Annotated in this window: 10 protein-coding genes and 1 other RNA gene; 4 read left to right on the top strand and 7 right to left on the bottom strand. The window is 47.0% G+C overall.

Going from position 1 to position 13,089, the window contains the following annotated elements; all coding sequences use genetic code 11:
• Nucleotides 1-45: 45 nt before the first annotated feature.
• A complete protein-coding gene (locus QZT80_RS16445) occupies nucleotides 46-1,053 on the top strand; it encodes a Smr/MutS family protein (protein WP_295124284.1) in 1,008 nt (335 codons plus the stop codon).
• Nucleotides 1,054-1,075: 22 nt separating this feature from the next.
• Nucleotides 1,076-1,446, top strand: an RNA gene (gene rnpB, locus QZT80_RS16440) — RNase P RNA component class A.
• Between the two features lie 67 nt (nucleotides 1,447-1,513).
• Here the strand turns inward: rnpB and QZT80_RS16435 are convergent.
• Nucleotides 1,514-3,211, bottom strand: a complete 1,698-nt coding sequence (locus QZT80_RS16435; RefSeq protein ID WP_295124281.1) for a S8 family peptidase — start codon at nucleotides 3,209-3,211, stop codon at nucleotides 1,514-1,516.
• A 638-nt stretch (nucleotides 3,212-3,849) separates the two neighbouring features.
• Nucleotides 3,850-5,376 (bottom strand): aldehyde dehydrogenase family protein, encoded by a 1,527-nt coding sequence (locus QZT80_RS16430; RefSeq protein ID WP_295124279.1) that lies wholly within the window; start codon nucleotides 5,374-5,376, stop codon nucleotides 3,850-3,852.
• Nucleotides 5,377-5,499: 123 nt separating this feature from the next.
• Between QZT80_RS16430 and QZT80_RS16425 the strand changes: the two genes are divergently transcribed.
• Nucleotides 5,500-6,063, top strand: a complete 564-nt coding sequence (locus tag QZT80_RS16425) for a YeeE/YedE thiosulfate transporter family protein (protein WP_295124276.1) — start codon at nucleotides 5,500-5,502, stop codon at nucleotides 6,061-6,063.
• A gap of 1 nt (nucleotide 6,064) precedes the next feature.
• Nucleotides 6,065-6,475 carry a DUF6691 family protein gene (locus QZT80_RS16420; RefSeq protein ID WP_295124273.1) on the top strand — a complete coding sequence of 137 codons (411 nt, stop codon included), beginning with the start codon at nucleotides 6,065-6,067 and terminating at the stop codon, nucleotides 6,473-6,475.
• Here the strand turns inward: QZT80_RS16420 and QZT80_RS16415 are convergent.
• The 5 genes from QZT80_RS16415 to ppk1 form a co-directional block, all read right to left on the bottom strand.
• Nucleotides 6,472-7,152 (bottom strand): metal-dependent hydrolase, encoded by a 681-nt coding sequence (locus tag QZT80_RS16415; protein WP_295124270.1) that lies wholly within the window; start codon nucleotides 7,150-7,152, stop codon nucleotides 6,472-6,474. The two genes, QZT80_RS16420 and QZT80_RS16415, sit on opposite strands and share 4 nt — an antisense overlap.
• A 655-nt stretch (nucleotides 7,153-7,807) precedes the next feature.
• A complete protein-coding gene (locus QZT80_RS16410; protein ID WP_295124267.1) occupies nucleotides 7,808-8,701 on the bottom strand; it encodes a DUF1338 domain-containing protein in 894 nt (297 codons plus the stop codon).
• Nucleotides 8,702-8,937: 236 nt separating this feature from the next.
• On the bottom strand, nucleotides 8,938-9,753 hold the full coding sequence (gene panB, locus QZT80_RS16405) for a 3-methyl-2-oxobutanoate hydroxymethyltransferase (RefSeq protein ID WP_295124264.1): 816 nt from the start codon (nucleotides 9,751-9,753) through the stop codon (nucleotides 8,938-8,940).
• A gap of 162 nt (nucleotides 9,754-9,915) precedes the next feature.
• The gene (locus tag QZT80_RS16400; protein WP_295124261.1) at nucleotides 9,916-10,803 is read right to left on the bottom strand and encodes an exopolyphosphatase; all 888 of its coding nucleotides are present in this window, start codon (nucleotides 10,801-10,803) and stop codon (nucleotides 9,916-9,918) included.
• A 25-nt stretch (nucleotides 10,804-10,828) separates the two neighbouring features.
• Nucleotides 10,829-12,991, bottom strand: coding sequence for a polyphosphate kinase 1 (ppk1, locus tag QZT80_RS16395; protein ID WP_295124258.1), 2,163 nt, complete (start codon nucleotides 12,989-12,991; stop codon nucleotides 10,829-10,831).
• Nucleotides 12,992-13,089 lie beyond the last annotated feature (98 nt).

Raw genomic sequence — 13,089 nt, 5'->3', positions numbered from 1 at the left:
ATGCCGGGGCGGCACCATTGATAATTAAAGTTCAGGCAGATTTTTATGAAGTACTCCATAGGCGACACCATTCTTATTTTACACTCCAAAGAGGAGGGAAGGGTAGTTGACATGATTGGCGATGACATGTTGATGGTAGAAGTTAAAGGCGTCACCTTTCCCGTTTATTACGACCAGGTAGATTTCCCTTATTTCCACCGGTTCACCGTGCAGAAGGACATTTACGTACCCAAAACACAAAGGGGCGAAGAAATTAAAAAGGAGAAAGCTTTTCCCATTAACAGGGAAGAAACAGGCGTATTCCTTTCCATACTACCGGTATGGATAACAGAAGGATATGACGAAAGGGTAAGCCTGCTGAAGTATCACCTGCTAAATGAAACCGCACGTATTTATAATGTTCATTTCCAGATATTCCTGAACAACAGGTTGCACCTCGAAATCAAACACGAAGTGCATCCTTTCCAGCACTTTTACCTGGCCGACCTGCTGTTTGAACAACTGAACGATCAGCCACGTTTCGAGTTCACCTTTACGCTTAAACCACCAGATCCGAAGTTGGCGGTTAGTTTTAGCAAAGGCTGGAAAGTTAAAGCCAAACAGTTGTTCCTGCAGCTTAACGACCTGAAAGTGAAAGAGCAGGCTACCCTTAGCTATCTTTTATTTGAAACGTACCCGCTGCGCCTGGAGGACGAGCCGTTCGTGGACGCCAAGTACCTGAACCAGGGCGTTTCGGCTACTACCTATATTTTAAACAGCGCGATAGAACAACCGCAATACGAAGTAGACCTGCATATAGAAAAACTGAGCGACGACTACGAAATGCTCAGTAATCTTGAAATACTCGCCATACAACTCAACGAGTTCCAGCATTACCTGGACCTTGCCATTGCACATCACCAGCATTCGATGATCGTTATTCACGGAGTGGGTAAAGGCAAACTGCGGGAGGAGCTGCACGACATTCTCAAAGTGACACCGGAGGTAAAGAACTACATCAATCAATACCATCCGCTGTACGGTCACGGCGCTACGGAGATTTTTTTCAAGTGATTTATCGTACTTTTACCGCTTAACTACAAACCGCGCTATCGTGTTACCCGTAAGGGTCGCAAGGAAAGTCCGGACAGCAAAGGGCAATGCACCACCTAACGGGTGGGAGGCGCCGCAAGGCGTTTACAGAGAGTGCCACAGAAAATAACCGCCTTCGTGCAAACCAGGGTAAGGGTGAAAATGTGGGGTAAAAGCCCACGGTGGTAGCGGGTAACCGTTACTGCGGGTAAACCTTGCATGCTGAAATGCCATGTATACGGTCGATTAAGGGCGGCTCGTCCGATGACCGAGGGTAGGCAGATACAGGCGCCAGGTGACTGGCGTCGCAGATAAATGATAGCGGCACCGGAGCAATTCGGGGTACAGAATCCGGCTTATAGGTTTGTAGTTATTTTTTCTATCAATAAAAAGCCTTCCTGCACTCAGTGCAGGAAGGCTTTTTTTATTTGTATGATGATCGTTAACCTTTTTTTACCGGCGCTACTTTCGCCTTTTTCTCTTTCTTTGGCTTAGGTTCTTTGTTTTCACCTTTGGTTTTAGCCGCCAGTTTCAACGCGTTGTAAACGTTCACCATACCGCCGCTGGTAGAAAGATCGGCGAAGTTAACCTGCTCGCCACTGCTACCTGGTTTGTTGACCATTGCCAGGCTCGCCGGCATTGGTGTAGCCGATTTCTCCAGTACCTCTTTCAGTTGGCGTGCGCTCAGCTCGGGATAGTAGGAGAGTACCAGTGCCGCAACACCCGCTACTACAGGCGAAGCCATGCTGGTACCACTTGCAGCACCGTATTTATTACCACCGGGTACGGTAGAATAAATCTGCACACCAGGCGCAAACACATCTACCTCTTTTTTACCATAGTTAGAGAACACGGCCACTTTCGCATTACCACGGCCATTGCCCATTGCCCCAACAGTAATTAGATTGTTGGCTGTTTTGCCATCCAGGTAAGTATCGTTAGGAAAGTTTTCCACTTCATCATTGTTCGCGCCATCGTTGCCTGCAGCATGCACCAGCAGTACACCTTTCGACTCCGCATAACGGATCGCGTCATCCACCCACTCTTTGTTTGGAGAAAATCCTTTACCAAAGCTCATATTGATGATCTTCGCACCATTATCTACCGCGTAACGGATACCTAATGCCACGTCCTTATCGCGTTCGTCGCCATCAGGCACTACCTTCACGGCCATGATGCGCACATTGTCGGCCACCCCTTCAATACCTACACCATTATCACGAACACCGGCAATAATACCGGAAACGTGCGTACCGTGGAAGGAGAACTGCCCCATTACATCATTGTTGCCGTAGAAGCGGTCGTTGATATCGTTAAGGTTATCGCCAACGATAAGCGTACGCTTATCTACCGGACGTTTTACAGAAGCTTCCATGTTCTTTTTCAACTGCTGGATATACTCGTCCAGCTCCTCTTTAAAGGCGTTCAGCGAAACATCTTCTTCACCTTCCATCGAAGAGAATAACCGGGTGAGGAAAGATTTGGCCATAGCCACATCTTCGCCTGCATTCTTTATAGAGTCCAGTTGTTTAGCCGTGATATCTTCTGTTTTGGTATAATCTTTCAGAATCGTTTCACTCTTTTTCAGGTTTTCCCTGATGGCGAGCATTGTTTTATACTGACCTTTATCTGCTGATGGCGGCCGTTCTGTTTTTGCTTTCAGGCGCTCCCAGTAAGCATACTCTTTCGAGCCGGGTGCCAGGGCAGAATCGGGGTTGATGTATTTGCTTTTGTAACGGTAGTACTCGCGTGAGGCTTCATCGCTGTCTTCCTTTACACTGCTGCCATCTTTGGCACCGAGGAAGTTCCAGCCATACACGTCATCAATGTAGCCATTGCCATCATCGTCGATGCCGTTGCCCGGAATTTCTTTGGGGTTGCGCCATAAAATGGAACGAAGGTCTTCGTGGGTAGTGTCAACGCCAGAGTCGATAACAGCAACCAGTACGGGTTTGCTCTTTTTCCCTTTCAAAAGTTCGGAGTAAGCCTTTTCTGCGCTCACACCAAAAACACTGTCTTTGCCATAATCAAGCAACTGCCAGTTTTTGGGTACTGCCGTGCCTTGTGCCTTAACTTCTGTCGAAAATGTAGCCAGTACTACTGCTCCTGTCACTACTGCCAGCTCTCTAAAAAAATTCATGTGTAACAATTTGTCCAATAAGATTACAATTAGAATACCGCAATTGGTTAATAAAACGCCAAATCAAATGCTATGACGTAAGCGGGAAAGTTAAACTTTCTTATCCTGTTGTCATAGTTTAAAATGATGTACGGCCATTTGTCATTAAGACCATCCGGTACTCTTCCTGCTGATTTACATTTACGGTAATATGGCTATAAGCCGATGCAAAGGGTAAGTTAAAAATCATCATTTGCTCTTTCGACGTACTTTTTTTCTCCTTCAACAAGGTTTTAAACCAAAAAAACACCAACAGCAAATTTCTGTTTTTCATTGATAACAGCCATGTTGTTTAACATTTCTTTTACCATAATTCCGTCAAAATCCGCTCTCATGGCTGTGTTGTGTTTAGTATGTGTGAAAATGTTAAATCATAGCAGCGGGTGCATATACAGGTATGGATGGTAATAATTTAGGATGATGGGTGGCAAGTAGCACAAAAGTTGAATATGAATTCTCGAAAATTTGTTTAATATTTATACCCAGAGAGGATGCGAAAAGCATTCTTTCTCATAAGCATGGTTTCCGTTTAACGAAAAAGCGGGGTTCTCCAACCCCGCTACTTTTAGCCCAACGCTCTTAAACTTTATCGTAACTCCTTAAAGATCAAACTTAATACCTTGTGCCAGTGGCAGTTTGGCAGAGTAATTAATTGTATTTGTCTGCCTGCGCATATAGGCCTTCCAGGCATCGGAACCGCTCTCACGACCGCCACCTGTTTCCTTTTCACCACCAAAAGCACCACCGATTTCAGCACCTGAAGTACCGATATTTACGTTGGCAATGCCGCAGTCAGAACCGGCAGCCGATAAAAACTGTTCCGCCTCGCGTAGGTCCAGCGTCATAATAGCCGATGAAAGCCCCTGAGGCACACCGTTCTGCAATGCGATCGCCTCTTCGGCGCTACTGTACTTCATAATGTATAAAATGGGCGCAAAAGTTTCATGCTGTACAATCGCGTAATCGTTCTTCACCTCGGCTATGCAGGGTTTCACATAACAACCGCTTTCATAACCGGCACCGCTTAACACGCCGCCCTCTACGATAAAGCTGCCGCCCTCGGCCTTACATTTTTCAATAGAAGAGAGGTAAGCATCCACCGCATCGGTATCGATAAGCGGGCCTACATGATTATGCTGATCCAAGGGATCGCCAATACGCAATTGCTGATAGGCTTTTACCAGCTTAGCTTTAAAAGCATCATATACTTTCTCGTGAATAATAAGCCTGCGCGTACTGGTGCAGCGCTGACCTGCAGTACCTACCGCACCAAACACACAGCCGATCAGCGACATGTCGAGATCAGCGTGTTCGGATATAATAATAGCGTTATTGCCGCCCAGTTCCAGTAAGCTTCTGCCTAATCTTGCACCTACGGCAGCACCTACACTTTTACCCATACGGGTAGAGCCTGTGGCCGATACCAGTGGCACCCGCGCATCGTTCGCCATCCATTCGCCTACCTCACGGTTGCCCACTACGAGGCACGATACGCCTTCGGGCACATTGTTAGCCGCAAATACTTCTGCCGCTATCTGCTGACAGGCGATGGCCGTCAGCGGTGTTTTTTCCGAGGGCTTCCATACACACACATCTCCACAAACCCAGGCCAAAGCTGCGTTCCAGCTCCATACGGCTACCGGGAAGTTAAAAGCGCTGATAATACCTACCACCCCCAGTGGATGCCATTGCTCATACATACGGTGGCCGGGCCGTTCGGAGTGCATACTTAATCCATACAGCTGGCGGCTAAGTCCCACTGCGAAGTCGCATATATCGATCATCTCCTGCACTTCGCCCAAACCTTCCTGTAAACTCTTGCCCATTTCGTAAGACACCAGCCTGCCCAGCGCATCTTTCTGTTTGCGCAGTGCTTCACCTACCTGCCTCACCACTTCGCCGCGGGCCGGAGCCGGAACAGTGCGCCATTGTTTAAAGGCTTCCTGCGCTTTGGCAATTACGGCATCATAGTCTTCGCGGGAGGCGGAGGCAACCGTGGTAAGTTGTTTACCATCTACGGGCGAGGAGGCGGTAATGTTTTCACCGTTACCTTTTAGCCAGTCTTTACCTGTAGCCACGCCGCTATGCGGGTTGTCGATATGGAATGTTTGTAATACGTCGAGCATATTGATCTGGAATTAAAGGTCAAACTTAAGATTATCCGGGGAATCAGCCATTAAGAAAAATGCTTTCCTTTCAACCTAAATTATAATTAGATTGCGTACACGGCTTTAAAAACCGTGCAGTGTATGGAACTGATCAAACAACCTTGGCCCTGGTATGTTGCGGGGCCGCTGATAGGACTAATTGTGCCGGCGCTGCTCATTGCAGGTAATAAGGCTTTTGGCATTTCGTCCTCACTCCGCCATATTTGCGCAGCCTGTATACCCGCCAACATCGCTTTTTTTAAATACGACTGGAAAAAAGAAAGCTGGAACTTGTTTTTCGTAGCGGGCATCGTACTGGGCGCATTCATCACCGTTATTTTCCTTAGCAACAATGAACCCGTTAACCTGAACCCGGAAACGATCGCTGATTTGCAGGCGCTTGGCATTAGGAGTTTTGACGAGCTGATGCCGGAAGATATTTTCAACTGGTCGAATGTAAGCAGGCCAATAGGATGGGTGTTTTTTTTGATGGGTGGTTTCCTGGTGGGCTTCGGTACCCGTTACGCGGGTGGCTGTACGTCGGGGCATTCGATTTTGGGACTCAGCACGTTGCAATGGCCTTCGCTGGTGGCAACGATGTGTTTCATGGCAGGCGGCTTTGCTATGACGCATCTTTTTCTTCCTTACCTGCTTAAATTACTTTAAGATGAAAAACCTTAAATATGCGCTGTTAGGCGCCATTTTCGGCGGTATACTCATAAAAGCGGAAGTAATGTCCTGGTTCCGCATCCAGGAGATGTTCCGGTTGCAGTCGTTTCACATGTACGGGGTGATTGGTTCGGCCGTACTTACCGGTATGATCTCGGTTTTCCTGATCCGTAAGTTCAATATTAAAACCATTGCCGGCGAGCCGATCGTGATCGCGCCTAAGGTGTTCACAAAAGGGAATATCTATGGCGGACTGTTATTCGGACTCGGCTGGGCAGTAACCGGCGCCTGTCCCGGACCGCTGTTCGCGCAGGTAGGCGCCGGCTTCACCGTTATCCTTGTTACCCTGGCCAGCGCCATTTTCGGCACCTGGGTATATGGGTTGATAAAAGAGAAACTCCCGCATTAAAAGTCTTCGGTACTACCAATAGCGAGCAGGCGCAGGGTTACACCCGCGTCGGCAAACTGCTTTTTCACCTTGTCGTGGTCGATCCTGATCAGTCCAAAAGTATCGTAATGAACGCCCATAACGGTTTTTACATCCAGCCAGCCGGCCAGTTCAATGGCATCGTCCGGCCCCATGGTCAGTAAATCACCGATGGGTAGTACCAGGAAGTCGAGCTGCCCCAGCTTTTTAATCAGTTGCATTTCCATGCTCAGTCCCGAATCGCCGCTGTAGTAAAAGTTGCCTTCGTTGGTCAGGAACACAAACCCGCTGGCTACGCCACCATAACTCCCATCCGGGAAGCTGCTGGAGTGCGCCGCCTGGATGCATTTCACTGTACCAAATTCAAAATCCCACTTACCACCGGGGTTCATCGGCTGCACATTCGTGACCCCGTTTTTACTGAACCAGTTGTAAATCTCCCAATTGGCAATAATCTTAGCATTTGTCCGAAGGGCAATGCTCATCGCATCGTTAATATGGTCGAAGTGTGCATGGGACACGAATATGTAATCGGCCGGCACCTCGTTCACCCTGATATCTTTCGCCAGCTCATTCGGCGTAATAAACGGATCGAACAATATGTTTTTGCCGCCAATATTTACCGAAAAGCAGGAGTGCCCATAATAAGTAACCTTCATAAAGTGGTGATTTTGTTAGGGTTGAAGTTAAGAATTTATGCTTTTACACAAATGGATAATGAACGGCGTTTAATGACAAATTGGGGACTGGCATCCGGAATACTGACCCGGCCGCCGTTGTGTCACACCCTTCGGCGGCAACCCGCTGATCAGGCGAAACACCTTTGCGCAACAACTTACTTACATCCTTCTTAAATCCTTCGTACTTCCCTTATAGAAAGGGGCCTTTTTAAGAAGGATGTAAGAAGGATGCAAGAAGGATCCTATAACGATCGCTTAATCCTCACCTCCGCTAAAATGCTCCTGTTAATTTAGTATCGACTTTAGCGTTTCGATTATTCCACCCGGCTGTAACCCTTTTTCAGGACTGCGTACACCCTATGTAAACCTTATATACACCTTATACACACCTGTCTTGTCCTACAGTAACCCTACAGTTATTCTACGCTTATTCTGCACTATTCCTACTGTAATATCGTGCTTATTTCCTGCTAATAAGCTAGAAACCAGTAGTAAATTACCATAGTTCATTAGGCATTCTATAGTTCAAGGGAGTGACACAACGGCGGCTGATTAGAAGTCAGATGCCGGTTAAATAATAAATGAGAAGTCCCGCCGGATAGTGGCAGGACTTTCATTATAAGCAGGTTAGCAATTACTTTTTCCCGGTTTGGGTAGAGTAGGTGCTCTCAAATATTTTATCGGCATTGTTTGCCTCGAAGCCTTCGCGGCGATGTACTCTTTTTATTTGATTAGCAGGCAGATCGGCGTACTGAGGTAGAATTCTTCTTTCGGCAAACTCTACGTACGAACCAGCGATGTCTGTTTGCTCCCCATCAGCAAAGTCGGCCTGGATCATGCGGGCAACGGTTGAGCTTTGGGACAGCCCGCCATCGGGACTGGTTTTAATCTTACCGCCCGAGTCGTTCAGCTTAAAGCCGTATTTCTCGAGGAAGGTATTAAAAGCCTCCACCGTATTGTAGCCAGCTTTCAGGTTGTGTACGCTTACTGTAAAGTGGTTCAGGTAGTAACGATTATAGATTACCCAGGCAGCGTATTCACTCTCCTTACCCAATTCCCTGTAATCGGCCAGGGTAGGTGTGCGCCAGAGGGCGCTGTGCAGGAAGTGGTCTACAGCGGCACCATCGTTCAGGTCGAGGTTATCTACCGGGTCGGACGTTACTTCACTGGTGTAACTATGAATGATTTCCTGTGAGCGGGAACTTAAGTCTTTAACCCTCAGTTCGCTAATGAAGATACGTGGGTATTTTTCTTCAGGTGGCGCATACCAGTATGCGTCCAGTTTCTTCTCCGGGAACAAGTAGTAGTCCCTTTTCGTATAACCATAGTGGAGGAATATCTTCTCCAGCGACTGAATACCTAAATGCGGGACGCCCATGGTACGGAACGCAATATGGTCATTTTCAATATCGCTGTCGTTGTGAATGATGTTTTCTTTGATCATGGCGTTTATAACACCGCCAACGTCGGGTACGCGTTCTTTATACCGCGTCATAAGCCCGTTTAGCACTATATCGAGTGTAGACATGTAAAATGTTAATTAATAAGCAGATGTGGGTTGATTATTAGCAGCTAAGGGGTAGCTCATGGAACATGCGAACAGGTACTCCTTAAAAAGGAGAGGAGCGAAAGTTGTATGTTCAGCAACCTGTTCAAATCATCTGAGTTTAAGCGAATTTAAATTTTTTTACCGATACCGCCATAAAAGAGTAAGCCGCAGCAGAACAGTGTCCGCCGCGGCTTTTGACCGTAATTTGCGTTAGATCAATATTGTTCGCTATCGTTAGGGAAGTCCCTGGACTTCACATCTTTAATGTAATGTTTGGTAGCGCCCAGTATGGTGTCGTACAGGTTCAGGTACCGGCGCAGGAAGCGCGGTTTAAATTCCTTGTTGATGCCCAGCATATCGTGCATCACCAATACCTGTCCGTCAACATACTTACCAGCACCAATGCCGATGATGGGGATACGAAGTTCTTCGGCCACCTGTTTAGCCAGCAGTGCCGGTATTTTTTCCAGCACGATAGCAAAACAGCCGGCTTCCTGCAATAGTTTCGCATCGCTTAGCAGCTTTTGTGCTTCCACTTCTTCGGTAGCGCGCACGGCGTAAGTACCGAACTTATATATCGACTGCGGCGTAAGACCAAGATGTCCCATTACCGGTATACCAGAGGAAATAATACGTTTTACAGATTCGATGATCTCTTCGCCGCCTTCAATCTTAATACCATGCGCACCTGTTTCCTTCATAATACGAATAGCGGAACTCAGTGCCTCCTTAGAGTTGCCCTGGTAAGAACCGAAGGGAAGATCCACTACGACGAAACTGCGTTTAATCGCACGTACCACAGAAACAGCGTGGTAAATCATCTGATCGAGGGTGATAGGCAGAGTGGTTTCGTGGCCAGCCATAACATTGGAAGCAGAATCGCCTACCAGGAGAATGTCCATTCCTGCATCGTCGAATATCTTAGCCATCGAAAAATCGTAGGCCGTTAGCATTGATATTCTTTCTCCATCCTGTTTCATCTTCTGCAGGATATGCGTGGTGACACGCTTGATCTCTTTATTCACCGACATTATAGAATGTTTTTAATGGTTTGCCATTTTGGTACGTTACGTGGAATACACTGCCAGGTCACCTACGCAGGCAAGGCACAAAGGTGGGAATATATATTTAAATTCAGGAAGTTTTTTTTGGAACGGTAAACGCCTGCATAACAAGTTAGCAAAGCTTAAGCATCAACGACTTACAATGCCCACAATCTCATTGTACAGTGAGTGTATGAGTCCATCGGCGAGGCCGATTTTAGGGACATATATTTCGTCGATATTGGCCCAGCGCATTACGTTTACGTAAATCTGCAGCGCGGGTACAATTACGTCGGCGCGGTCTTCGCGCAGGTTATAAGCATGTATACGCTCTTCCACCGTAAAGCTCGAAAACTCTTTGTAGTAGTCCTTTAGCAAGTCGAGTGTAAGTGGTTTACCTTCTTTTCTTTTAGAGAGAGAGAATATTTTGTTGATGTTGCCGCCTGAGCCGATCGCTTTTACGTTACCCTTTACTTTCGTGCGGATGAACTCTTTCAGTTCCTGCCACTGGGCGTCCGTGACCTGCTTCTGCATCAGCCGTATGGTGCCAATATTGAACGACTCTTTGAACACCATAGTGTTGCCCGAGAAGTAGGTGAGTTCTGTACTACCGCCGCCAACATCTATATACATGTAAGACTTGGTAGGGTCCATATGTTCGGCGATATGGTTCTCGTAAATGTATGAGGCTTCTTCCTGACCGGTAATGATGTGAATATCAATACCTGTTTCCTGGTGTACGCGGTTCAGAATTTGCGGGCCGTTACTGGCATCGCGCATGGCGGAGGTGGCGCATGCTTTAAGGTATTTCACCTCGTACACGTCCAGCAGCAGTTTATAAGCTTTGATCGTATCCACCAGGTGCTTCGCTCTTTTTTCAGAGATAAAACCATCGGCAAATACGTCCATACCCAGCCGCAAAGGCACACGTATGAGGTTAACCTTCGTAAAATCCATTTCTCCGCTTGCCTTGGGCGACGCCTCCGAAATGAGGAGCCGCGCTGCATTGGAACCTATATCTATTGCTGCCAGCTTCATGTATATATTAGCACTACTTTATCCATCAATTCTTTATGCCGTCAAAATTATACGTTTTTTCGTGCAGGTAGCGGAAAATTTCTACCTGGGCGTGTACCTTTTTGCCAGAAGCCTTTTTATACTCGTTCTTTTGCTCATTATCCAGGATGCGCGCTTTCACATTACCGGCCAGCTGAATGTTCACGATATCGATCAATTCCTTTTTCAGTTCAGGATCATCTACCGGCACTGCCGCTTCTACACGATGATCGAGGTTACGCACCATCCAGTCAGAGGAGGAAAGGTACACCTTATGATCGCCGCTGTTATGGAAAATGAATACGCGGGCGTGTTCCAGGTACTCGTCGATAATGCTCACTGCCTCTATATCTTTCTTCCACTTCTTGTTCTCCGTATAGGCGCAACATATACCCCGTATCACCATTTTAATAGTGACGCCGGCAGCAGCTGCCTCATATAATTTATTAATCAGTATTTCATCAGATAAGGAGTTCATTTTCAGGATGATCTCCGCCTTCTTTTTACTTTTTGCATGTTTGATCTCACGGTCGATTAACTTTATAAAAGTGCGGCGCATCGACAATGGACTGACGGGCATTACTTTACAGGCGTTCAGGAACTTCACATCGTGTTTTGGACTTTCGAGGTACGAGAAGATGCGGTTCACGTCGGCCAGGATAGCCCTGTCGGCCGTCAGCAGGTAATGGTCGCCATATATACGTGCGGTGTTTTCATTCAGGTTACCAGTGGCGATGAAGCCTACCTGCAAAGTTTTATTGCCTATGCGTTTTTTGATCACACAGATCTTAGCATGCACCTTCATCCCGGGTACACCAATCAACACTTTGATGCCATCCTCTTCCAGCCTTGTTCTCCAGCGGAGGTTCGCCTCTTCATCGAACCTGGCGCGCAGTTCCATTACTACTACTACCTGTTTACCATTACGGGCGGCGTTTATAAGCGCGTTCACGATTTTGGAGTTCTTCGCCAGTCGGTAAGAAGTAATCTTGATAGTCGTTACATTCGGATCAATCGCCGCTTCGCGCAGCAGGTCGATAATAGTATCGAAGCTTTGGTAAGGCGTGTGGATGAGTACATCCTGCTTCTGGATCACGTGCATTACGCTGGGGGCATTTACGAACAGCGGGTGCATAGCCCCCCTGCGGCGGCCATGTGCTTTCCCGAACACCGATACCGGGAAGTCCATAAAGTCTTTGAAGTTATGGATACGGGCACCCGGGATCAGGTTATCTTTTTTAGACAATCCCAGCCGGCGCATCAGGTATTCCAGCAGCAGCGTATCAATTTCCTTATCGTACACAAACCTCACAGGTTTGCCCTTACGCCTGTCTTTGATCCCTTTTTCTATCTGGTGAATAAGGTTATTGGAGAAGTCGTTATCAATATCCAGTTCCGCATCGCGGGTTACCTTAATGATATGTGCGCTGAATTTATCGTACCCAAAGTAATGGAACAGGTTCGGTAATGCGAAGCGGATCACGTCTTCGAGTAATATAATATTATGTTCTCCTTCTTTAGATGGGAGGATAATAAAGCGGGGGAGTACATTGGTCGGGATTTCGATCAATGCGAACTTCTGCCTTACTGAGCCATCTTCACGGGCCAGTACAACAGCGAGGTAAATAGATTTATCGCGGAGGTAAGGCAGTTGCGGTATACTTTCTATCATCAGGGGGATGATATTGGTGCGCACTTCGTCGTTGAAGTACTGCAATACAAAACGCTGCTGCTCCTTGTTAAGCTGTTTATCGGTGCGGAGGAAGATCTTTTCATTCTCCAACTGGTCCTCGATCTCCTTCCAGGTGCGGTTAAATTCCTGTTGCTGGTGAATAACCGTACTCTGGATATCGGCCAGTATTTCATCTGCGTTTTCTTCAAGATGCATTTTGGCAGACTTGCCAATGGAACCCATACGTTTAAGCGTGGCCACCCTTACCCGGAAAAATTCATCCAGGTTGTTGGAGTGGATACCCAGGAACCTGATCCTTTCATATAACGGTACCGTTGGATCGGAAGCCTCCTGTAACACACGGGCATTAAATGAGAGCCAGCTTATATCCCTTACGATTGTTTTCTTCTTTTGCGCGGCCATGCTTTGTTTTTCCTTTTTCTGATGATGCTTGTTATCTGTTGTTGGCCTGGTAGCAACAGCTTTTTGTGCTGTCATATCTATCTTCAATTTTTAAGCCAACAGCCATTTTATCAGCTGCCGGCAGTTTATGAAACGCGTTCAATCGAACAAGATAGGCAGCCAATGTTAACTGA

Origin of the sequence: uncultured Chitinophaga sp., from assembly GCF_902168175.1 — a bacterium.
Lineage (GTDB): Bacteria > Bacteroidota > Bacteroidia > Chitinophagales > Chitinophagaceae > Chitinophaga.
This window is presented reverse-complemented; position numbering and strand designations above follow the sequence as displayed.